Origin of the sequence: Kitasatospora gansuensis, assembly GCF_014203705.1 — a bacterium.
Classification (GTDB): Bacteria; Actinomycetota; Actinomycetes; order Streptomycetales; family Streptomycetaceae; genus Kitasatospora; species Kitasatospora gansuensis.
On the sequence record NZ_JACHJR010000001.1, the window covers coordinates 748,641 to 770,196 of the forward strand.

The 21,556-nt window shown below is 71.0% G+C and carries 24 protein-coding genes; 12 read left to right on the forward strand and 12 right to left on the reverse strand.

The window, feature by feature from the left end; genetic code table 11:
- Positions 1-78 precede the first annotated feature (78 nt).
- The 3 genes from F4556_RS03470 to F4556_RS37835 all read left to right on the forward strand — a co-directional run bounded on the left by F4556_RS03470 (position 79) and on the right by F4556_RS37835 (position 2,180).
- A complete protein-coding gene (locus tag F4556_RS03470) occupies positions 79-870 on the forward strand; it encodes a sensor histidine kinase (protein ID WP_184911510.1) in 792 nt (263 codons plus the stop codon).
- The gene (locus F4556_RS03475; RefSeq protein WP_184911512.1) at positions 867-1,553 is read left to right on the forward strand and encodes a response regulator; all 687 of its coding nucleotides are present in this window, start codon (positions 867-869) and stop codon (positions 1,551-1,553) included. The genes F4556_RS03470 and F4556_RS03475 overlap by 4 nt, the downstream gene beginning before the upstream one ends.
- A 132-nt stretch (positions 1,554-1,685) precedes the next feature.
- A complete protein-coding gene (locus F4556_RS37835; protein WP_184925799.1) occupies positions 1,686-2,180 on the forward strand; it encodes a hypothetical protein in 495 nt (164 codons plus the stop codon).
- A gap of 38 nt (positions 2,181-2,218) precedes the next feature.
- Here F4556_RS37835 and F4556_RS03485 read toward each other — a convergent pair whose 3' ends face one another.
- Genes F4556_RS03485 through F4556_RS03495 form a run of 3 tightly spaced genes read right to left on the reverse strand, consistent with a single transcriptional unit; the run spans position 2,219 to position 4,006 of the window.
- Positions 2,219-3,112 carry an IS982 family transposase gene (locus tag F4556_RS03485; protein WP_184910699.1) on the reverse strand — a complete coding sequence of 298 codons (894 nt, stop codon included), beginning with the start codon at positions 3,110-3,112 and terminating at the stop codon, positions 2,219-2,221.
- A 49-nt stretch (positions 3,113-3,161) separates the two neighbouring features.
- Positions 3,162-3,521 carry a tail fiber domain-containing protein gene (locus tag F4556_RS03490; RefSeq protein WP_184911513.1) on the reverse strand — a complete coding sequence of 120 codons (360 nt, stop codon included), beginning with the start codon at positions 3,519-3,521 and terminating at the stop codon, positions 3,162-3,164.
- A gap of 2 nt (positions 3,522-3,523) precedes the next feature.
- Positions 3,524-4,006, reverse strand: coding sequence for a hypothetical protein (locus F4556_RS03495; RefSeq protein ID WP_246510960.1), 483 nt, complete (start codon positions 4,004-4,006; stop codon positions 3,524-3,526).
- 405 nt (positions 4,007-4,411) lie between these two features.
- On the opposite strand from F4556_RS03495, the gene F4556_RS03500 reads away from it, so the two are divergent.
- Positions 4,412-4,999, forward strand: coding sequence for a hypothetical protein (locus tag F4556_RS03500; protein ID WP_184911516.1), 588 nt, complete (start codon positions 4,412-4,414; stop codon positions 4,997-4,999).
- Between the two features lie 61 nt (positions 5,000-5,060).
- Here F4556_RS03500 and F4556_RS03505 read toward each other — a convergent pair whose 3' ends face one another.
- The 4 genes from F4556_RS03505 to F4556_RS03520 all read right to left on the reverse strand — a co-directional run bounded on the left by F4556_RS03505 (position 5,061) and on the right by F4556_RS03520 (position 8,342).
- Positions 5,061-5,609, reverse strand: coding sequence for a hypothetical protein (locus tag F4556_RS03505; protein WP_184911518.1), 549 nt, complete (start codon positions 5,607-5,609; stop codon positions 5,061-5,063).
- A gap of 168 nt (positions 5,610-5,777) precedes the next feature.
- The gene (locus tag F4556_RS03510) at positions 5,778-6,713 is read right to left on the reverse strand and encodes an NADP-dependent oxidoreductase (RefSeq protein WP_184911519.1); all 936 of its coding nucleotides are present in this window, start codon (positions 6,711-6,713) and stop codon (positions 5,778-5,780) included.
- Between the two features lie 25 nt (positions 6,714-6,738).
- Positions 6,739-7,458 carry an MIP/aquaporin family protein gene (locus F4556_RS03515; RefSeq protein WP_313068130.1) on the reverse strand — a complete coding sequence of 240 codons (720 nt, stop codon included), beginning with the start codon at positions 7,456-7,458 and terminating at the stop codon, positions 6,739-6,741.
- A gap of 74 nt (positions 7,459-7,532) precedes the next feature.
- Complete coding sequence (locus F4556_RS03520; protein WP_184911521.1) at positions 7,533-8,342, reverse strand: MBL fold metallo-hydrolase; 810 nt, start codon at positions 8,340-8,342, stop codon at positions 7,533-7,535.
- Positions 8,343-8,598: 256 nt separating this feature from the next.
- Between F4556_RS03520 and F4556_RS03525 the strand changes: the two genes are divergently transcribed.
- A complete protein-coding gene (locus tag F4556_RS03525) occupies positions 8,599-9,483 on the forward strand; it encodes a S1 family peptidase (RefSeq protein ID WP_184911522.1) in 885 nt (294 codons plus the stop codon).
- Positions 9,484-9,603: 120 nt separating this feature from the next.
- A complete protein-coding gene (locus F4556_RS03530) occupies positions 9,604-10,494 on the forward strand; it encodes a trypsin-like serine protease (protein ID WP_184911523.1) in 891 nt (296 codons plus the stop codon).
- A 97-nt stretch (positions 10,495-10,591) separates the two neighbouring features.
- On the opposite strand, the gene F4556_RS03535 is transcribed toward F4556_RS03530, so the two are convergent.
- A complete protein-coding gene (locus F4556_RS03535; protein WP_184911525.1) occupies positions 10,592-11,053 on the reverse strand; it encodes a BP74-related protein in 462 nt (153 codons plus the stop codon).
- A 385-nt stretch (positions 11,054-11,438) separates the two neighbouring features.
- The gene (locus F4556_RS03540) at positions 11,439-11,828 is read right to left on the reverse strand and encodes a winged helix-turn-helix transcriptional regulator (RefSeq protein ID WP_313068131.1); all 390 of its coding nucleotides are present in this window, start codon (positions 11,826-11,828) and stop codon (positions 11,439-11,441) included.
- Between the two features lie 116 nt (positions 11,829-11,944).
- Here F4556_RS03540 and F4556_RS03545 point away from each other — a divergent pair, with 116 nt between their 5' ends.
- Both F4556_RS03545 and F4556_RS03550 read left to right on the forward strand, forming a co-directional pair.
- The gene (locus tag F4556_RS03545; protein ID WP_184911526.1) at positions 11,945-12,571 is read left to right on the forward strand and encodes an NAD(P)-dependent oxidoreductase; all 627 of its coding nucleotides are present in this window, start codon (positions 11,945-11,947) and stop codon (positions 12,569-12,571) included.
- Between the two features lie 88 nt (positions 12,572-12,659).
- Positions 12,660-13,493: a sulfurtransferase gene (locus tag F4556_RS03550; RefSeq protein ID WP_184911528.1), complete on the forward strand. Its 834-nt coding sequence runs from the start codon at positions 12,660-12,662 to the stop codon at positions 13,491-13,493.
- Positions 13,494-13,512: 19 nt separating this feature from the next.
- Here F4556_RS03550 and F4556_RS03555 read toward each other — a convergent pair whose 3' ends face one another.
- On the reverse strand, positions 13,513-14,379 hold the full coding sequence (locus tag F4556_RS03555) for a GNAT family N-acetyltransferase (RefSeq protein WP_184911529.1): 867 nt from the start codon (positions 14,377-14,379) through the stop codon (positions 13,513-13,515).
- A gap of 260 nt (positions 14,380-14,639) precedes the next feature.
- Between F4556_RS03555 and F4556_RS03560 the strand changes: the two genes are divergently transcribed.
- Positions 14,640-16,658, forward strand: coding sequence for a glycosyl hydrolase family 28-related protein (locus F4556_RS03560; RefSeq protein ID WP_184911531.1), 2,019 nt, complete (start codon positions 14,640-14,642; stop codon positions 16,656-16,658).
- A gap of 56 nt (positions 16,659-16,714) precedes the next feature.
- Here the strand turns inward: F4556_RS03560 and F4556_RS03565 are convergent, their stop codons facing one another.
- Both F4556_RS03565 and F4556_RS03570 read right to left on the reverse strand, forming a co-directional pair.
- On the reverse strand, positions 16,715-17,365 hold the full coding sequence (locus F4556_RS03565; RefSeq protein ID WP_184911532.1) for a response regulator: 651 nt from the start codon (positions 17,363-17,365) through the stop codon (positions 16,715-16,717).
- On the reverse strand, positions 17,362-18,522 hold the full coding sequence (locus F4556_RS03570; protein WP_184911533.1) for a sensor histidine kinase: 1,161 nt from the start codon (positions 18,520-18,522) through the stop codon (positions 17,362-17,364). Before F4556_RS03570 ends, F4556_RS03565 begins: the two co-directional genes overlap by 4 nt.
- Positions 18,523-18,645: 123 nt before the next feature.
- On the opposite strand from F4556_RS03570, the gene F4556_RS03575 reads away from it, so the two are divergent.
- From F4556_RS03575 to F4556_RS03585, 3 genes are read left to right on the forward strand one after another with little or no spacing between them, the layout of a single operon-like run.
- Complete coding sequence (locus tag F4556_RS03575) at positions 18,646-19,371, forward strand: class I SAM-dependent methyltransferase (protein WP_184911535.1); 726 nt, start codon at positions 18,646-18,648, stop codon at positions 19,369-19,371.
- Positions 19,368-20,174: a DedA family protein gene (locus F4556_RS03580; RefSeq protein WP_184911536.1), complete on the forward strand. Its 807-nt coding sequence runs from the start codon at positions 19,368-19,370 to the stop codon at positions 20,172-20,174. Before F4556_RS03575 ends, F4556_RS03580 begins: the two co-directional genes overlap by 4 nt.
- Positions 20,143-21,144 carry a phosphotransferase family protein gene (locus F4556_RS03585; protein ID WP_184911537.1) on the forward strand — a complete coding sequence of 334 codons (1,002 nt, stop codon included), beginning with the start codon at positions 20,143-20,145 and terminating at the stop codon, positions 21,142-21,144. Before F4556_RS03580 ends, F4556_RS03585 begins: the two co-directional genes overlap by 32 nt.
- Positions 21,145-21,556: the final 412 nt, after the last annotated feature.

The window sequence follows — 21,556 nt, forward strand, 5'->3', positions numbered from 1 at the left end:
GCGCTGCACCGGCCGGTTGATGCCGATCATGACCGGACCTGCGAGGATGCTCGGGTGTGGGGACCGGGAACTGCTTGGTTGACGGCCGCGCTGGTGGCCACGGGGGGCACCGCCGGCTGGCTCGGCCTTGCCCTGGTACGGGCCCGTCGACGGTACCGGACGGCGCTGGAGCAGCGCGGCTGGCTGCTGGAGCGCGAGCGGGCCAGCGCGGCCGACGCCGCCGTGGACGCGGAACGGACCCGGATCGCCGGGGAGCTGCACGACATCGTCAGCCACAACGTGAGCCTGATGGTGGTTCAGGCCGGGGCCGCCCGCGAGGTGCTGGCCACCCTGCCGGACCAGGCCGCCACCGCGATGGCCGCCGTGGAGGCGGCCGGGCGGGACACCATGACCGAACTGCGCCACCTGCTGGGCCTGCTGGCCCCCGCCGCCGACGGCTCGGACTCCGCTCCGGCGGGCCCGCTCACCCCGCAGCCCGGCCTGGCCGGACTGAACCGGCTGGTGGACCGGATCGCCTTCGCGGGCCTGCCGGTCGAGGTCCGGATCTCCGGCGAGCCCCGGCCGCTGCCCGCCGGGATCGACGTGACGGCCTACCGGATCGTCCAGGAGGCCCTGACCAATGCGCTCAAACACGGGGACGGAGTGAAAGCCGAGGTGACGGTGCGTTATGCCGACCACAGTCTGCGGGTCGAGGTGCTGAGCACCGGGTCCGGAACGCCCGCCACCACCCGCGCCTCGGCCGACGGGGCCGGGCGCGGGCTGCTCGGCCTGCGCGAGCGGGTCGCCGTCTACGGCGGTGACCTGGACGCCCGCCGCCGCCTCGGCGGTGGCTTCCGGGTCCGCGCCCGGATACCGCTGGACCGGCCGTGACCGGGCCCCTCGCCGGCCCCCGGGTGGTGATCGCGGACGACCAGGAACTGGTCCGCACCGGCTTCCGGATGATCCTCACCGCCCGCGGCATCGACGTGGTCGGCGAGGCCGCCGACGGTGCCGAGGCGGTCGCGGCGGTGCGGCAACTGCGGCCGGACGTCGTCCTGCTGGACATCCGGATGCCGGTGATGGACGGTCTGGAGGCGGCCCGCCGGATCCTCGCCGACGCCCCCGACTGCCGGGTGATCATGCTGACCACCTTCGACCTGGACCACTACGTCTACACGGCGCTGGCCCTGGGCGCGAGCGGCTTCCTGCTCAAGGACGTCACCTCCGAACACCTCGCCAACGCCGTCCGCCTGGTCGGCACCGGCGACGCCCTGCTCGCCCCCTCCATCACCCGCCGCCTGGTGGAACGCTTCGCCGCCGCGACCCCCGCCCCGGCCACCCCGGCCGTCCACCGCGACCTGGCCCAGCTGACGGCCCGTGAGCTCGAGGTGCTCACCCTGATGGGCGGCGGCCTCTCCAACGCCGAACTGGCCAGGACCCTGACCCTGAGCGAGGCCACCGTGAAGACCCACGTGGCCCGGATCTTCGCCAAGCTCTCACTCCGCGACCGCGCCCAGGCCGTGGTCGTCGCGTACGAGACCGGCCTGGTCGCCCCGGGCGGCAACGACCTCTAGACGAGTAGATCCGATGTGACGGTGGCCGAAGTCTCATGATCGCGCGGTTGAAGGGCCGGCCAGACCGATCAGGCCAATCACCTCGCGGTTATGGTTTGGTGGGTCCACCGAGGTCATGAAATGGAGGGGCTCATGACGGTCGAGCAACAGTGGCTGCTGGACGAGACTCCCTGGCCAGAGCAGGCCACCCTGGCTTACGGCGAGTTGGTGGAACTGACGACGCCGCATCCGCCAGTTCCGAGTCTGGGTTGGCTCGGGCCGGAGATCGTGGGCAGCCGTGGTGTGGTCGTTGGGTGTGTCATCAAGCAGGACGAGCGCGACGGCCACGTCGGGCCGATCTACTCGGTGGAGACCGAGGACGGCAGTCCCTGGGGGCTACGGCCGGAGTTCCTGATCCCCAGGGGACGACTCCATCCCGACATGCCGCCCCGCTATCGCAGCGACCTGCCCGACGGAACCCGCGTCCGAATCCGCACTGAGTCGGACTCACCGAGCGAGACGACGGAAGCTGTCGGGGAGGTCGCCGGGGTCTGGTGGACGACGTCCTTGGAGCCACCGAAGGGCTACATCGTGCAGGTTGGCGACCACGAATACTGCGTGACCCCAGAGCAGGCCGAGGTCCTCTGACTCGGCGAGAGCCTGCCTGCGGTCACTGCCGGATGCCGTCAGTGGTCGAACGCGATCAGCGAGCGCGTGACGGGTGCGCCGGTCCGGTTGTTGTGCCAGATGGCGGTGGCCATCGCCAGGACTCGCTGGGCCACCCGGATCGCGACGCCCTCGAAGGTCCGCCCGCCGTGTTGTTCCAGGTCGAGCTGCCCTTTGAGGGTGTCGTTGACCGACTCGATCAGCTGGCGGACCTTCTTGAGCATCGGCTCGCCGAACCGCTTCTTCTCGCGTTTGAACGAGGGCCGCAGCAACTCGACGCCGAGCTCGGCGAGTTCACGCTCGAATGTCTTCGAGGCGAAGCCCTTGTCCGAGATGAGCACCATGCCCTCGCGGCGGGCGACCAGCTCCGCATCGACTTCGAGCATCGCGGCCAGCACCTCCCGCTCATCCAGCTTCGGGTTCGCCAGCGCCCACAGGATTGGCATGCCGGCCGGCGTGCACACGAGATACAGACGAAGGCCCCAGAAAAAGCGGGAGTGAGAGGCGCAGTAGCCGTAGCCGGCCCAGCCCGCCATGTTCGAACGCTGGACGGTCGGGCGCGACATGCCGCACGGCACCGGCGTGGAGTCGGTGATCCACACCGTGTCCGTCCAGAAGTCGCTATCCCGGGCCAGTTCCCGGATCACGCGCTTTACCAGCGGCAGTGCCGAACGGAGTCGCTTGTTGTAGCCCGCGCGCTGGGGAAGGTACGGGAACATGCCGGACAGGCGCTTGTGCGCGTAGCGCAGCCAGCGGGCCTCGGAGTGGTACCCGAGCAGGGCCTGGGCCACCGCGAGGCAGACGAGTTCAGAGTCGCTGAGCAGGGGCGGGCGGCCCAGCCATCGCGTTCCTCCGATCTCGTCGTCGATCTTCACGTAAAGTGCGGTCAAGAGGGTGTTCAGGTCGGTCGTCACAAACTGATCTTGGACGCCCTCGACCCTTTGGCGGGACCGAACTTCGGATCTACTCGTCTAGGTCCCGCGGCGAACCTTCGACGCTCTCACGGAGGCGGCTGACTTCGGCGGTCAGTTCGTCCACGCGGCGGTTGAGGGCCTGAATGCAGACCAGGGATACGCCGAGACCGTCGACGACGGGGATGGTGGTGTCGTCCCGGTTGAGGCCGAAGGCGGCGTGCCAGTCCTGGGCCATCGGCCCGAGGTGGCGCACGTCTTCGGGTTCCCACAGGTAGCGCCAGGTGCTGACGGGCAGCGCGGCCACGGTCTCCAGGACCGCATATCCGTTGACCGCGCTGCCCGGGGCCGCAACGCCACGCTCCCGGGCGCTGCGGTCAGCCGTCCGGGAGCGGCGGCGGAAGACGCGCACCGCTACCGGCTCCAGTCGACCGGGACGACGTCCTTCTTGAGCCCACGGTCGCTGAAGAGAAGGCTGCCGTCGTCCCCGACGGTGATCGCCCCGTGCGCGCTGGCCGGCGTGTGGACGCCGTCACCGAGCAGCACGGCGTCGTAGCCGGCCAGCAACTCCTGGGCGGTGCCGGGGCCGAGGTTCTCCGGCGCGGAGATCGCGGCGATCCCGCTGTAGTTCGTGTAGGCCGCCCCCAGCAGTCGACCTCCGGTGGTGTGGAACTGAACCTGCACGCCCCGGATCGGCTCCCCGGAGACGGCGTCGACGACGGTCGCGCTGATGTTCTCCAGCTGCATCTGCGTGAGGTTCAACGACCCCTGGCTGGCCGAAATGTTGACCGGCTGCAGGCGGTGGCACTCCGCACTGCTACAAGGCGAGTCCGCCGGGGTCACCGCCGACGCGAGGGCGCCGCTCCCAACGCCCAGCGACACCAGCGTCGCTGCCATCACGGTGACGGTCTTACGAGCCAAAGAGGCCATGTCCACTCCAAGTTGAATAATTCCACGCGTTCCCACAGCGCACCGCGGCCTGGATGAGCGGGGCACGCGTGCGGCACGCGACGAGGGCCGCCCTCGCTCGGGCGACGCAAAAAAGCGTATGAGCAGCGGCCCGATCCAGCCGTACACCAACCAGGAGTTCCCACAATCTGATGAGCAGTCAACAATGCGGTGACGAATCTGACACAGTGCCAGCCATCCACGCCGAGGGATGGACCTGATGCTGAGCCCACCGTACGTTTGAACATGTTCAAACTAGGAGGCATTATGAGCTCACCTGCTCAGAGCGAGCCAACCGTCAGCCCATCCGCGTCCCTGACCAGCCTGACCAGGCGCGTGACCACAAACCGGACCTTGCTGAACGTCGCCACGACGATCGCCGCCGCACCGCCCGTGCTCATCACCATGGCGTTCCTCGTCTCCGCCCCCGACTACGTCCACGAGATGAGTACCGCCCTTCAGGGGGCCGGCGTCGCGGTGCTGGTACTCCTCGTCGCCCGCGGCGCGAATCCCCGCCGCGCGGCCGCCTTCAGGATGGAAATGCGCTGGCTCGCACGGGCGGCAACGCGCTACCTCGCCATGTGTGCGACACCGCTGCTACTGCTGCTGTCCGCAGCGCTCCTTGTTCCCGGCTCTCCAGACCAGATGGGCTTCGTGGAGCTCACCGCCATCACCACGCTCTGGACCGCCGGCCCCGCGCTCATCGTCCTCCTCTGGATCTCCCGCCGAGCAGCCAGCGGCAAACACGCACGCACGACCGTGGCCGTACTGATCAACGCCCTCCCAGCGCTGCTCCTGCTCGCCGGATTCCTGCCGATCATTCTCTTCGTCACCCTCCAAGCGGTCTACGCCGTGCTCTGTATGCCAGGCGCTGACGCTTCCGGGCATCGCCTTGAACCTGTCCCCGGATTCGGCAACGACACGGGCGCCGCGCCGCAATAGACCGTCCACCACGCCAGCCCCAGGGCAACGGCCGTGCCGGACGCTCGTGAGCTGCTGGTGCCTATGCTCTCCGTGGCTTGCGCCGCTTGCCTCGGCTGCCGTTGGGCCTGTTCCGGTCCTGCTCCAGCATCACCGCGTCGAACTGGGCCTTGCTGGTCACGGCGCGTACCTCAGGTACGAGCGTGGTGGCGGTCGAGCGCCACGGGACGGCCGAGGCCCAGCCGACCAGGGGCAAGGTCTCGTTGTAGTGCGGAGCGAACTGCGCGACGGTGATGGTGGGCATCCGGTAGTCCAGGCTGCGGACGTGTGCGGTGAACGCCTCGGGCAGCGACACGTGGTGGGTTTCCAGGTAGTGCGGGAAGTCCTGGCGCCACAGCCATGCCCCGTCGGTCACCAGGGAGGAGCATCCCGGGGAGTTCCGGTGGACAGCGCCGGTGATGACATCGCGCCCGGCTTCCGTGACGTCGATCAGGACGTGGCCGGCATCCAGGTAGGCCACCAGGCCCGCCTCATCCGGCTCACCGGCGGGCCGCACGGCATAGCGTATCGATCCGTTCGGCTGGCCGGGGCGGCTGTCCAGTTCGTCGTAGAAGCCCAGCAAGCCCAGCACTGCTTCTCCTCCGAGCTTTTCCATCCCTGCCAACACGGGCCACCGCTGATCATCAGCGAGTGAAGACAAACGATCATGCGGTGGCCGCAGAGCACAGCGTAGACGCTGCCCGTTGGCAGGAAACGTTCGAGGGCCTGATGCAAAGCTTCGCGAGCAGCTTCGCCCGGGTCAGAGCGTCAGGACCAACCGGCCGGGCAGGCCGCCGGCTTCGGCTCGACGGTGGGCATCCACGGCCTGTTCCAAGGGCAGGACACCCGCGACGCGGGTGGTGAGTTCGCCGGTGGCCAGTCGCTTCAGGATCTCCTTCAGCTGGGCGCCGTCGGGTGTGCCGTGGACGGCCGATACCTGGATGCCGCGGGCCGGGGCTGGGACGCGGGCCTGGGTGGCGGAGACGAAGCTGCCGTTGTCCCGCAGGGCGGGCAGCAGTGGGTCGCCGAGCAGCGCGGTGTCGAGGATGCCGTCGACACCGCCCGGGGCCAGGCGCAGGACGTGGGCGGTGATGCCGTCCGGGGCGCCGCGTGGGACGGTGTGTCCGGCACCGAGTTCGCGCAGGTCGTGCTCCTCCGCGGTGCCGGTGAGGGCGATGACGTGCAGGCCGCGGGCGGCGGCGTGCTGGACGGCGAAGCGGCCCACGACTCCGCCCGCGCCTGTGACGAACACCGTTGAATTGTCCGGGAGTTGGAGCAGGTCGAGGGCTTGTTGGGCGGTCTGCGCACTCAGCGGTACCGACGCGGCTCGGACCAGGTCGACGCCCTCGGGCACGGGGGCGAGCCAGTTGGGGTCGACGCGCACGATCTCCGCGTAGGTGCCCTGGCCGGTACCGAGCTCGAACCAGGGCAGGAAGCCCGCGACCACCGTGCCCGCGGGCAGGTGGGGTGCGTCGTCGATGAGGGTGCCGGCGAAGTCGAAGCCGAGCACGAAGGGCGGGGCCAGCTCACCGAGCCGGCCGGCGGCGGCCCCGGAGCGGATCTTCAGGTCGGCCTGGTTGACGGTGGTCGCGGCCACCCGCACCCGCACGAGACCGGCCTGCGGCTGCGGGGTCGGTCGCTCGGAAAGCCGTAGGACTTCCGGGCCACCGTAGGCGGGGACTTCGACGACACGCATGGGGACTTCCTCTCCGACGTGCTGGTCAGCTGGGTGCGGGGCGGCCGCTGAGGCAGTAGGTCTGCGGGGGTGCGCACTTGGGGATCAGGTAGTGGTGGGCGAGGGCGCCGAGTGCGGCGCCCAGCAGCGGCGCGGTGAGGTACGCCCACAGCGCCACCGTGTTCCCGGAGACCAGGGCCGGTGCGAACTGGCGGGCCGGGTTGGCCGCCCCACCGCTGACCGGGCCGAGCAGCGCGATGATCACGCCGACCGCTCCTGCCACCGCGTACGGCATCGGCCGGACGAACTCGGGATGGACCAGGAAGAACCCGGTCAGCAGGGTCATCGCGGCGAAGCTCACCGCTTCCAGGGCGAAGACCGCCAGAGGGGCCAGACCCGGGGAAGGCTGGGCCAATCCGTCGCTGAGGGCTGCGGCATCCAGCACCGGCCCCCAGGCCAGCCGGGCCAGCACGGTACCGGCGAGCGCGCCGAGCAGCTGCGCCACGGCGTACGGGAGCACGGCGCGGCCCGGGAAGGCGCGCATCAGCCACAGCGCGACGCTGACCGCCGGATTGAGATGGGCACCCGACCGTCGGCCCGGCGGGCTGAGGATCAACCCGAGCAGGAGAACGGCGACCACAGCCCCGATCACGGCCAGCGCCAGGTTCAGGTCGGCAACGTACGCCGGGGAGGCCGGGTCGAGCAGCCAGCGCACCGCCGTCACCACGACGAACATCAGGACCGCCGTCAGCGCGAACTCCACCACGGCGTACCGCCACGGCGACCCCGCCGGCCCCGGCACCCGACCTGGGCGCCGGTGGACTGCAGCCGATGGCTGGTTCAGCCCCACGTCATCTCGCCGGTGGCGACCTGGCTGCCGAGCTCCAGCGCGACCCCCAGTCCCAGGCCCCGATAGCGCCGCCGCATCGCCTCCTGCAACGCCGCCGCGTCGGCGGCGCCGGCCAGCTCCTCCTCGAACGCCGCCAGGTAGGCGCGGGTGGCGGAGACGACCGAGGCATCGGTGGGAGCACCCGGCGCCGCATGGCCGGCGACCACCAGGCGCGGCCCGAGCGCCTCCACCTGCGCCAGGACCTCGTCCCACGCCGCCCGCTCCCCGGCCGTGGGCGAGTCCGCGGTCCACGCGTGCAACCCCGCCCACAGCAGCGCGCCGCCCAGAACCGCCCGCTCCTGGCCCTGCCACACGTACTCGGTGCGCCACACCAGGTCCCGATGGCCGCCGCGGACCTCGAAGACGTGCCCCTCCAACTCGAAGCGGTCCGACCCCAGCAGCTCGGGGATCACCACCTCCGTCGCCAGGTTCGCCCCCAGGAGGGCCCAGGTCTCGAGCTTCGCCTTCCAGGTCGCCTCGATCTTGGCCAGCGTGGCGGGGGTGCACACCACCCGCACATCCGGGAACGCCTGCCGGATGACCTGCAGTCCGAAGTAGTAGTCCGGGTCGGCCGCGCTGACGAACACCGTTGTCAACCGCTTCCCCGAGTCGATGACATCGGCCAGCACCCGATGCTGCTCGGCAAGCGTGAACTGACCGTCGATCAGAAGAGCCTCACGCTCCCCGGTCACCAGCACCGACGTCTTGTACATCCCCGGCTCCCCGGCGGTATGCACGCTGTAGACCAGCTCGGACGGCATCCAGGCCCTCATCTCCACACCGACCCACACACGGCGAACACCGCGCAATGACCCCAAATCATCCCATCTGTCCATGCGCCGGACCCGCCCGCCGCGCTGACACCCGGCGCCCGCGACAAAAGTCTTGTGCCGCCCCGCCGGGGTGCCCAATACTCCCTGTCAGCGCGCCTGTCAGGGGCAGATCACCCCAAACTGCCGCCTTTCTGACTGCGCCTCACGGCCCCACCCCGACATGGGCACTCCCAGGAGGAGATCAGTGAGGATCAAGCGCACCACCCCCATCAGAAAGACCGCGAGGCACACCCGAGTCCTCGCCGCCACCATCGGCCTGCTGTCCGCCACCGCGGTCGCCGCGCCGAGCGCCATCGCCGCTCCGGCCCCGTCCTTCAGCCCGGATCGGCTCGCCGCGGTGAGCGAGACCGTGCTGGGCGCGGACGTCGGCGGCACCGCGTGGTACGTGGACCACCGCTCCGGTCGCGTCGTCGTGACCGCCGACAGCACCGTCTCCCCCGCCGCACTCGCCAAGATCAAGAAGGCGGCCGGGGCGGACGCCGGGGCACTCAGGATCCAGCGGGCTCCCGGTACGTTCGCCCCGCTGCTGGCCGCCGGCAGCGCCATCTACGGTGGTGGCTACCGCTGTTCGCTCGGCTTCAACGTGGTCAGCGGGAGCACCTACTACTTCGTCACCGCCGGGCACTGCGGCAACGTCGCCGGCGCCTGGTACACGACGTCCGGCCAGAGCACGCCGATCGGTGCGACCGTCAACTCCAGCTTCCCGGGCAACGACTACGCGCTGGTCCGGTACGACAACGCCTCACTGAGCCACACCGGCGGCTTCTCCTCCGCGCCCGACGCGTACGTCGGCGAGTCGGTCAAGCGCACCGGGTCGACCACCGGCACCCACGGCGGCACCGTGACGGGCCTCAACGCCACCGTCCACTACTCCGGCGGCGGCACCGTCAAGGGCATGATCCAGACCAACGTCTGCGCCGAGCCCGGCGATTCCGGCGGCCCGCTCTACGACGGCACCAAGGCGCTTGGCATCACCTCGGGCGGCAGCGGCGACTGCCGTACGGGCGGCACGACCTTCTTCCAGCCCGTCAACGAGGCGCTCGCCAAGTACAACGTGAGCGTCTTCTGACCCACCGGGGCCCGGCCGTACCCGCGCGCACGGCGGGTACGGCCGGGCCCCGGCACTCGTCGACGGACCACATCAGGTGAGGCTGCCGGGGACCCGGCGGCCCGGAAGGAGATCCGAATCATGCCCAACACGACACTGAGACGGTTCGGCCTCGCCGTCGGTACGGCCACGGCCGGCGCGGGCCTGCTCGCCGCGCTGGCGGGGCCCGCCGCCGCGATCAACTCGTACAACTCCCAGCCCGCGCCGGAGCGCACCGAGGTCGGGGCGCTGGTGGTGCAGTGGGACGACGACGGGAGCCCCGCCACTCCGGACCGGGTGGACTGGATGTGCTCCGGCACCATGGTGGACCGCGACACCTTCCTCACCGCCGCGCACTGCACCAGCGACTGGCCGGCCGGTGCCCGCTACTACGTCTCCCTCGGGCAGGACGTGCAGTCCGCGCTCGACGCCGCCGCGGCCGCGCACCCCGGTGACCCGGCCGCCGTCGCCTCGGCGGTCGCCGTCGAGGGGGTCGCGCACCAGGACCCCGCGTACCCGGGCCCGGCTGCCGACCCGCACGACATCGCGGTGATCCAGCTGCCGGCGCGGGCGGTCGCCGCGCGCTGGACGTTCACTCCGGCCGCCCTGCCCACGGCGGGCCAGCTGGACGGGCTCGGTCCACAGGGCCTGAACGTGACGTCCTTCCAGGTGGTCGGCTACGGCACCCAGGAGGCGCAGCGTGGACCCGGCGGGCAGACCCACCCGGGCGGCGGCGTCCGACTCAAGGCCCCCGTGACGTTCAACGCGCTGAACGCACCGTGGGTGCGGCTGGCGATGACCGCACCGCAGGGCAACGGCGGCGCCTGCTACGGGGATTCCGGCGGGCCGAACTTCGCCGAGATCGGCGGGCGGTCCCTGCTGGTCGCGACGACCATCACCGGGGACGGGCCCTGCTACGCGACCAACGTGTCGTACCGGCTCGACTCTCCGGCCGCACGGGCGTTCCTCGCACCGTTCGTCGCGCTCCCCTGACGGGGGTTCACCAAGCTCATGAGGACAGCTCCGACCGCCGGAGAATCCGGTGGCCGGAGCTGTCCCCGCACCCGTTCGGCGCCCTGGAGCGGGAGCCTTACGGCGCGGTGACCTCGCGCGTCAGCTTCGACTGCCACGGACACCAGGTCGAGCCGGGGAGCAGCGCGCCGCCGACCTCGTTGAGGTGGGTGTCGACGTAGGAGATGCTCGCGTCGCAGACCTCCATCGCCATGCCGAAGAAGGACACCGAGTTCGGGGCGATCTGGTACTTCCAGGGGCTGTTGTACCAGGCCGGGGTCTTGACGACCTTCCCCATGACGCCGACGTTCTCGGTCTCCACGCCGCTCAGGATGTTCCGGGCCTGCTGGATCTTCGCCGAGTCGGTGAGCTTGAACACGAAGGTGTCCGTGCCGTCGGTGAACTCGAAGAAGGCCGAGGACGAGGCCGCCGTCGTACCCGTCGCACCCGCGGCCTGCACCGCCTGGGCGGGCTGCGCCAACGCCAGGGCGAACATCGAAACCGCCGCGAGACTACCGAACTTGGTGATGGTACGTCGCATTACTGAGACCTCCGGTATCGGTCGGGCCGTGATCACGACCCGTCTGCACCGAACCGTAAGCAGCAGTTGCCCGAAAATTGCCGGATGTCTCCGAGGAGTGCCCGGGAGGACACTTCGTGGCCGCCCCATCGGGAAGATACCGGTTCGTCCGACGGTCCGTCAGATGAGCCTCCGACCTGGCCATATCCGTGGACCGGCGGTCGAGTTGGCGACCTTCAGGATTGCCCGCAAGGGCACCCGGGGGCCTTCGAATGCTGCCTGATCGGGCCGATTCCCGCTGGACGGCACGGCACCCGACGGATGGTCAGGAAGATGTTCCAGGAGGCCAGCACACCGAACACTCCGCCGACGAACTTCAAACGTGTCGTTCGTGACCCGACGGGTCTCAACCTGCCTCGGAGAGCTGCCCGGTGGCCCCGACAGCCGCCTCGCGAGCGTCGAGCAACTCGTCCCAGTGCACCCGGGTCCACTCACAGGCGACGTCCATCGGGCCCAGCAGACTGCGCCCGACCTGGGTCAACTCGTACTCCACCCAGCGAAGTTGCCCGGGACGCTCGGTCCGGACGATCAGCCCGTCGCGCTCCAGCACGCGCAGCGAACTGGTCAGCACCTTGGCGGTGATCCCGCGCAGCGGCACCCGCAGCTCGGAGAACCGCCGCGGGCCGTCCTCCAGACAACGGATGATCATCCCGCCCCACTTGTCACCGAACCGGATCGGCGACAGGTCGGACGGGCAGACCGGGTCGAACATCTCGGGGTCCAGTGGTTCTCGCACCGGCCCAGCCTAGACCGGGCGCTCACCCCGGCTGGTATCCCGGAGGTAACCAGGCCCGGGGCTAGCTTTCCTGACGGGTCGCCGACCGGGCGGCCCACCGACGGAAGGACTCCCCCATGAGCAGCATCATCGTCTTCGGCGCGGCCGGCCGGGCCGGGCGCGCGATCACCGCCGAGGCCCGCCTGCGCGGCCACCGGGTCACCGCCGTGGTCCGCGACCCCGGCGCCCACCCGGAGTTGGCCGCCGAGGGCGGCCTGACCGCCGGTGACGTGACCGACCCGGCCGTGGTGGCGCGGCTGGCCGCCGGTCACGACGTGGCGGTGGTCGCGGCGTACGCCCCGGTGCCCGACTTCTTCGCCACCGCTTCGGCCGCCCTGGTCGAGGGGCTGACCACGGCCCGGGTGCCCCGGCTGCTCTCGGTCGGCCTGGCCTCCGTGCTGCCCACCGCCTCGGGCGGCCTGCTGATGGACACCCCGGGCTACCCACAGGAGTACCGCGACTTCTACCTCTCGCACGCCGCCGGCACGGAGGTGCTGCGCACCGCCCCCGACACCCTCGACTGGCTGGTGGTCAGCCCCTCCGGCGACTTCGACCACCAGGGCACCCGCACGGGCGGCTACGCCCTGGCCCCGGCCGACGCCGAGGACCGGATCTCCTACCCCGACCTGGCGGTGGCACTGCTGGACGAGATCGACCGGCCGACCCACCACCGCACCCACCTCGGCGTCCGGAGCGAAGGCTGACTCCGGCTCCCCGTCGGGCGTGATCCAATCGGAGGAGCGGGGCATCCACCGACCGACCGACGCCCCGCCGACTCCGAAGGAGTACGAAATGAGCCCGCTGGCCCTGCCCGGCCCCCTCGTCGACGTCCACTGGCTGGCCGAACACCTCGACCACCCGGACCTGCTGGTGCTGGACGCCGGGGTGGGCGACCACCGGGGCGAGCCGCTGCCGATCAGCGGGGCCCGGGTCTTCGACCTCGACGGCGCGCTCTCCGACCACGCCGACCCCCGCCCGCACACCATGCCGAACGCTGCGCAGTTCACCGCGGAGGTGCGTGCGCTCGGTGTCAACGACCGAAGCACCGTGGTGGTCTACGACGGCGCGGGCGTCTACTCCAGCGCCCGGGCCTTGTGGATGTTCCGGGCCATGGGCTTCGACCGGGTCGCCGTGCTGAACGGCGGGCTCCCCGCCTGGGCGGCCGCCGGACTGCCCCGGGCCGCCGTCACTTCGGTCCCGGTGGCGGTCGGCGACTTCACCGCCGCACCCCGCCCGGGGCTGTTCGTGGACAGCGCCACCGTGCTGGCCGCGCTCGCTGACGACTCCTCAGCGGTACTCGACGCCCGGACCCGGGAACGCTTCGCGGGCACCGCCCCGGAACCCCGGGCAGGGCTGCGCGGTGGCCACATGCCCGGTGCGTTCAACCTGCCCTTCGGCGAGCTCCAGTCCGCCGGGCACATGCTGCCGCCCACCGAACTGCGCGCTCGCATCCACGAGTTGACGGGCGAGCGAGAGCGACTGCTGTTCAGCTGCGGCTCCGGCGTCACCGCCTGCATCCTGACCCTCGGCGCCGAACTCGCGGGCTACCGCGACCTCGCGGTGTACGACGGCTCGTGGAGCGAGTGGGGTCTGCCGTCCGAGCTGCCCGTGGTCACGGGTTCCTAGACGCCGGCTCTGAACAGCGTCAGGCCTTGCGGATCCGGTCGCCGATCTCCGGCCTCGCCTCGAACCCGGCCGCCCTGTACGTGGCGACACCACCGACGTTGGAGCTCGGTGTGCACACGCGAACGCTCGACGAGCCCAGCTCCCGCAGCGCGGCCGCCCCGGCGACGGTGATCGCCCGGCCGTATCCACGACCGCGGTGGTCCGCGTGGACGCCCATCGGCTCGACCAGTCCCGGCTTCCCCGGGCCGGCCGACCAGACCGTCACCACCGCCGCCGGGTTGCCTTGGTCGTCGTAGGCGCCCAGGCAGCGGGCGTCGGCATGGAACGGCCCCGCCGACATCGCGTGCCAGTACGCGCGCGTGGGCCGCGAGGTGTCGAACGCCGACCGCAGGACGTCGGCGAAGTCCTGCGCCTGCTCCGGACCGATCGCCTCGATCCGTACGCCGGGGTCCTCCACCTCGTCCGCGAGGTCGCGGAAGAGCGGCGTCCACGGCTCGTCGACGCCCCAGTCGTCCTTGGTCAGCAGGTCGTGAAGCAGCAGTCCCAGCGGCGCCTCGACGGACACCGCTCCGGCCGGCAGCACGCCGCGCTCAGGCAGCGAAAGGTCCTCGACGAGCCGCCGCGCCAACTCCTCGTCCCGGAAGGCGTCGGGAGCGACCGTCATCCGCAACACCGTCGGCGAGTCCTGCATCCCGACGGCGAGGATCCGTCCGCCCCGGCTCCAGGTCCGAACCACCGCGGCCGTCTCAGCCGTTCCGAACCGGTAGTTCCAGCCGATGTCCCCCGGATGCAGCTGCATCGGCGCTCCGTCGTACTGCCACTCCCGCAGCGCGCCCATCGCCTCGCGTACCCCGCCTGCGGTCGGCGTTCCCAGCACAATCGTCATAGCCGGGATCTGACACCCCCGTCCCGGAAACCTGCAACCCATTAACCGGCTCACAGACAGCTCTCCCGGTGCGGCCCAACCGATCCCCGCCGGCTGCGGGGCGTCGGCCTCCCTCCACTGCGGCAGCGGTCCGCAAATCTCTGACTTGGCTGCGCATATTTCCATCATTGCATAGCAAGAACCTTGCTATCGGCGGCGCGAGAGCTCTACTGTCGCCTCACCCTCCCGACGCGCAACCTCCCACCAGAGACGGGCACCTGATGTCACGGAACATCACCAGAGCAGTCGCCGCACTGACCGCCACCGTCATCGGCCTGAGCCCCGTGCTCGGCGGCACCGCCTTCGCCGCCGAGCCACACGCCCCCGCGCCCGTGCTGACCCGCGCCGGCCTCGACCCGGCGCTGGTCGCGGGCCGGGGAGCCAGGGTCGACTTCGCCGAGCAGGAGGCGGAGCGTGCCCTCACCGACGGCACCGTCCTCGGCCCCGACCGGACCGCGTACACCCTGCCCGCCGAGGCGTCCGGACGGCAGGCGGTCAGGCTGACGCCGGGTCAGTACGTGGAGTTCGTCCTGCCGAGCGCGGCGAACGCGATCACCGTCCGCTACAGCATCCCGGACGCGCCGAGCGGCGGCGGCCTCACCGCGCCGCTCGACGTGACGGTGAACAGCCGTGACCGCAGCACCATGACGCTGACCTCGCAGTACTCCTGGCTCTACAACCAGTACCCGTTCTCCAACGACCCCAACTCCGGTCTGCTGCACCCGGACTGGTGGATCACCGAGTGCTCCTGCGTGCCCGCCGCCACCACCCCCGCCCCGGTGATCGGCACACCCTTCCGCCCGAACCACTTCTACGACGAGCAGCGCCTGCTGCTCGGCAGGAAGTACCGCGCCGGCGACCGAATCCGGCTGACCGTACCGGCCGGGAGCACCGCCGCGTGGACGGTGATCGACCTGCTCGACTCCCAGCTGGTCGCCGCACCCAAGGTCGAACTCGCCGCCGCCAACGTGCTGTTGTTCGGTGCCGACCCGACCGGCCGCCGGGACTCCGCCGACGCGATCGACCGGGCGATCGCCTTCGCCCGCCGTACCGGCCTCAAGGTCTATCTCCCGCCGGGCAGTTACCAGGTGAACCGGCACATCCTGGTCGACGACGTGACGATCGTCGGCGCGGGCAGCTGGTACACTGTGGTGAAGGGCCGTCAGGTCGACCTGGCCACGCCCGCGCCGGACGGCTCGGTGCACACCGGGGTCGGCTTCTACGGCAAGGACGCCTCGGCCGGCGGCAGCCGCAACGTCCACCTCGCCGACTTCGCGATCGAGGGCGACGTCCGCGAGCGGGTCGACACCGACCAGGTGAACGCGATCGGCGGGGCGATGAGCGACTCCACGATCTCCGGGCTGTACCTGCACCACACCAAGGTCGGCCTCTGGTTCGACGGCCCGATGACCAACCTCAGGGTCACCGGCAACGTGATCACCGACCAGATCGCCGACGGCCTCAACTTCCATACCGGCGTGACCGGTTCGGTGGTGTCCGACAACTTCGTCCGGAACACCGGCGACGACGGCCTGGCCATGTGGTCGGAGCGGGTCGGCAACGCGGGCAACACCTTCGACCACAACACCGTGCAGTCCCCCGTGCTGGCCAACGGCATCGCGCTGTACGGCGGCACCGACAACACGGTCTCGAACAACCTGATCGCCGACCCGGTCCGGGAGGGCAGCGCGATCCAGGTCGGCTCCCGGTTCGGCGCCGAGCCGTTCACCGGACAGCTCCGGATCAGCGACAACACCACGGTACGGTCCGGGACTTACGAGCTGAACTGGAAGATCGGCCTCGGTGCGCTCTGGTTCTACGCCCTGGAGCGCGACATCGCCGCCGACACCCGGGTCACCGGCAACGCCTTCCTCGACAACACCTACAACGCCGTCATGCTGGTCGCCGACTGGCCGGTGAAGGACCGTTACTCGATCACCAACCTGCACTTCAAGGACCTCCGGATCGACGGCACCGGCACCTCCGTCCTCAGCGCCCGGGCGGCGGGCTCGGCGACCTTCGAGAACGTGGACGCCCGCAACGTCGGCGCGGTCGGGGTGAACAACTGCGGCACCTTCCACTTCACCCCCGCCGGCTCCGAGTTCGCCCTCACCGACCTGGGCGGCAACGACGGCGGCGGCACCACCGGCGCCTGGCTGGCGCCCTGGGAACTCCCCAACACGATCACCTGCGACGACCGGCCACCCGTGGTCGCACCCCCTGCGCCGTCCCCCTGGTGAACGGGCAGCGCACGGCGCCCCTGTGGAGGCCGTCGTGCTGGACGGTCTCCGGTTGGTCAGGAGTTGAGTCCGGCGTCTCGGGCCAGGAGAGCGGCTTGGACGCGGTTGGTGACTTCGAGGGTGGTGAGGATGCGGCTGACGTGGGCTTTGACGGTGCTTTCGCGCATGGTGAGGCGGGTGGCGATGTCGGCGTTGGTGGCGCCTTCGGCGAGGAGGACGAGGACGTCGCGTTCGCGGGGGGTGAGCTTGTCGAGGCGGGCTTGGGCTGCGGTGGCGTGGGGCTGGTTGGTGGCGTGGTAACGGTCGATCAGGCGCCGGGCCGCGCTCGGATGGAGCATGGCCGACCCGGCAGCGACCAGGTGGACGGCGCGCAGGATCTCGGCGGGGTCGGTGTCCTTGAGGAGGAAGCCGTCGGCGCCCGCGGCGAGGGCGTTGTAGACGTACTCGTCGAGGTCGAAGGTGGTCAGGGTGATCACCCTCGGCGGGTGGGGCAGGGCGCGCAGGCGGGCGGTGGCGGTGATGCCGTCCATCCGGGGCATGCGGACGTCGACGAGGGCGACGTCGACCCGGTGGGCGCCGGCCAGTTCGATAGCCTGGAGGCCGTCGGCTGCCTGGGCGACCACGTCGATGTCCGGGTCGGTTTCGAGGAGGTCGGCCAAGCCGAGGCGGACCAGGGCGTCGTCGTCGACGATCATGGCGCGGATCATGTGGTGGTGCCGTTCTGTGCGGTGCTGCCGGTGGGGTGGGGAACGCGCGCGGTCAGCCGCCAGGCACCTGCTCCGGCGGGGCCCGCGGCGAGCCGGCCGCCGAGGGCGGTGATCCGTTCGCGCAGGCCGACCAGGCCGTATCCGGAGGCGGGGGTGTCCGGGCTGGGGGCGCCGGGGGTGTTGGTGACCTCGACGAAGGTGGCGGGCGGGCGGTAGTCGATCCGCACCGTCACCCGGGACCCGGCAGCGTGCTTTCGGGCGTTGGTCAGTGCCTCCTGCACGACCCGGTAGACGGCCAGCCGGTGGGTGGTGGGCGCCTGCTCGGGGGCGCCGTCGCAGGCCAGCTCGACGTCCTGGCCGGCAGCCCGGGCCTCGTCGACGAGCTCGCGCACCTCGCGCAGGGCCGGTGCGAGCGAGGAGTTGTCCCTGGCTGCCGCAGGGTCGTGCAGCGCGCCCAGGACATCGCGCAGGTCGGCCAGAGCCTCGACGGAAGCGGTGCGCAGGAGGGTGAGCCGTTCGGCGACGGGCGCGGGCAGGGTGTCGCTCTTGGTGGCCAGGACGCCGGTGTGCAGGGCGATCAGGCTGAGGCGGTGGGCAAGGACGTCGTGCATCTCGGTGGCGATCCGGGAGCGTTCAGCGGCCTGGGCGGCCTCCTCGCGCAACTGGGCCTCGACGCGCAGGTGCTCGACGTCCGCCGACAGCGCCGCGACCAGGCGTCGGCGGTTGCCCAGCCACAGGCCGGTGGCCACCGCCAGCGGCTGCAGCAGCAGGACGGAGGTGTAGCTCTGCGCCGACCACAGGGAGGTGGCCCGGACCCCGAGCAGATTGGCACCCAGCGCGCCGACCGCACACCCCAGAGCCACCCTGGCCCGGGCGTCGACGGCGAGGTCGAAGAGGGCGAGCAGCATCAGCGGCAGTATCGGCCAGCCCCACCAGGCGGTCGCCACCGTCACCACCACGGGCGCGACGGGCCACCGGAGCCGGGGCACGAGCAGAGCCGCCGCACACACCAGCGCCGCGATGGCGACCGGAACCAGGTAGCGGTCACGGTCGATCGAGACGGCGTTCAGCACTGCTGCCAGCGCGCACACGGCCACCAGAACCGTCCGCCCGACAACCGCCCACCTGCGCCTTCCACTGCTGCTCACCCTGGCCATGCTAGGCAGACCGGTCAGCCGTTACTGCCGACGATCCGCCATGGCCATCCCCTACTTTCGTCGGTGAACGACGTCGCACAACGACTGGTCCGAAGCCTGGCGCCGCTTCCTAGCGTCGAATGCATGAACAACTGGACGCACCTCAGTGACCGAGCCCCGGCCGAGCGCCACGCCGGGACGTGGACGTTCCTCCTCGAAGCGGCCCGCGACCTGCGCACCACCGGCGCTGTCGCCCCCAGCGGCAGAGCCCTCGCCCGGGCCCTGGCAGAACCGGTACGGGCGCAGGCGCCCCGGCCGCTGGCCGTCCTTGAGGCGGGCGCCGGGACCGGTGCCGTCACCCGCGCCCTGATCCCCCAGCTGACCCGCGGCAGCCGGCTGGACATCGTCGAGGCCAACCCCCGCTTCACCGACAGGTTGCGCCACCTCGTCGCCTCGCACCCAGCTCTGGTGACCCGGCCCGCGCGAGTGGACGTCCACCAGACGCTCGTCGAGGACCTGGACACCGACGTGCGCTACGACGTGATCGTCTCCGGGCTGCCGCTGACCAACTTCGCCCCCGAGCAGGTCGAACGCATCATGGCCCGCTACCTGGAACTGCTGCACCCCGGCGGCACCCTCACCTACTTCGCCTACCTCGGCACCCGCCGGGCCCGCGCTCTGACCGCCTCCCGGACCGAAGCCCGCCGCCACGCCGCCGTCGACGAGGTCATGGCCGGCTACCGGCGCACGCTCGCGACCGGACGGTGGAGCGTGTGGGCCAACCTCCCGCCCGCCCACGTCTGGCAGCTGCGCAAGCCCTCCGTCACCGCCGACGACGTACCGGATCTCGCTGTCGGGGCGCGGCGGTGAACCTGCTGTCCGGCCTCTTCGGCCATCTCTCCCCGGCGGTCGCGTACACGGTGGTGGCCGGGGTCGTCCTGGCCGAGTCCGTCCTGCTGACCGCGGTATTCGTCCCCACCCTCACCCTGCTGTTGACCGCCGGCGCACTGGCTCGCACCGGCCAGCTGAGTCTGCCCCTGGTCGTCGCCTCCGCGGCCGGCGCCGCAATCGCCGGTGACTTCCTCGCTCACCGCACCGGATGGCACCTCGGCAAGCGCCTCAGAACCGCCAGGATGGCCCGGCGTATCCCGGCGGCTGCGTGGCAGCGGGCTGAGACGCTGATGACCCGTCATGGCGGACGGGCCGTCTTCCTGGCCCGTCTGCTGCCGATGGTCCGCACTCTCGCCCCGCACTTCGCCGGCGCCACCCGCCTGCCCTACCGCCGCATCGCCCCCTACAGCGTCACCGCCGCCTGCCTGTGGGCCACGCTCGAAGCCGGCATCGGCTACAGCGCCGCGACCTCCCTCCAGCGGATTCTCACCGTGGGCGGCCCCGCCCTGGCCGTGGTCGTCCTGACCGCTCTCGCCACCACGCTCTGGTGGCGGCGCTCCCGGCACTCCGCACGACGTGCCGACGCCTCCCGACACGGTCACTCCGGCCGCCGGGGACGAGGCCCCGGTGCGCTGACCACGCCTGCCGGGAGTCCCACATTCGGCGGCGGGAAGACCGGTCGGTCTAGGATCGGCCGCTCATGCGGTGGCGCTCCATGGCTGCGCCGCCGATACACGGGGGAGGCAGGTCGTGGACGTGGCACGCAGGATTGTCGGACGTGATCATCTGGCAGGCGTCGCGCGAGCGGCGCTGGGAGCCGAGCACCGCCTCGTCGGCGTGTCACGGCTCCGAGGCGGCAGCAAGAAGGGCGTCTACCGCCTCACCTTCGACGACGACTCCACCGCGATCGTCTACATCTGGGACGACGCCGAGAACTACTGGCCGACGACGAACGCCCCCGACGCCGAGGACCATGCCGACCCGTTTTCGCACGCCTCCGGGATCGAGCTGTTCCAGGCCGCTCACCAGCACCTGACCACCCTGGGCATCCGTACGCCCCGGATCCATCTGGCCGACCGGAGCAGGACCCACTACCCGGCGGACATCGCGGTGGTCGAGGACGTCTCCGGAGAAAACCTGGAGACACTGCTCGAACAGAACCCGCGCAGCGTGGAGACCACCCTGTCGCGACTCGCCGAGGCACTCGACCTGATGCGGCGGCACACCGCACCGGGCTTCGGCAAAGTCGCCCTGATCGACAACGGCGGCGTCTCCCACGGCCGCTCCTGCGAGCAGGTGGCCCTCGACCGCGCGCTCGGAGACCTGGCCGAAGCCTCCTCGCGCGACCTGCGGATCGCGAGTGTCCGTGACCACGTCGAGTACGCGTTGCGCAGCCTGGCCGACCCGGTGCGTCCGCGCTCGGAGTACGGACTCATCCACGGAGAGCTCGGACCGGACCACGTACTGGTGGACCGGCACGGGCAGCCGGTTCTCATCGACATCGAGGGCCTGATGTTCTTCGACGTCGAGTGGGAGCACGCCTTCCTGCGCATCCGCTTCGGCGAGCACTACCAGCGGCTGAACAGGGGCGGACTCGACGAGCAGCGCCTGGCCTTCTACACACTGGCGATGCGCCTGTCACTCGTCGCCGGACCGCTACGACTTCTCGACGGCGACTTCCCCGACCGCGACTTCATGACGGGGATCGTCGAGTACAACCTCCAGCAGGTGCTTGCCACTCTGTCCGGCTGACGGGTCGCGCCAATCTCCACGAGCTCATCTCCTACCGGATCGCCAAGCACCTGGGCCACCAACTGGCGCTCTCCGAAACGGGGTTGATCGCCCACGGCGGAGCCGACCTCGAGGGCCCGGCGTCAGGAGTCAAGCGACGCCCCGACGTGATGATCTTCCCCGAGGGCCCCCGGTACAGCACCCGCCGCGAGTTCCGCTTCGGCGAGACCGTCCAGCTCAGCACGTACGAGATCGAGAACCGATGGCGCGACACGTCCGGCCAAAGCGAAACACCCTCAGCACACGTGCGCTCTACGGCAACGAGAAGCTCCGTCCGCCCTTCCCTCCGGCCGCACCCTGACTAGCGACGCCGCGCGAACGACGGGGCACCGACGTCCGCACCCCACCCTCGGGTGGCCCCGGAATGTGCAGC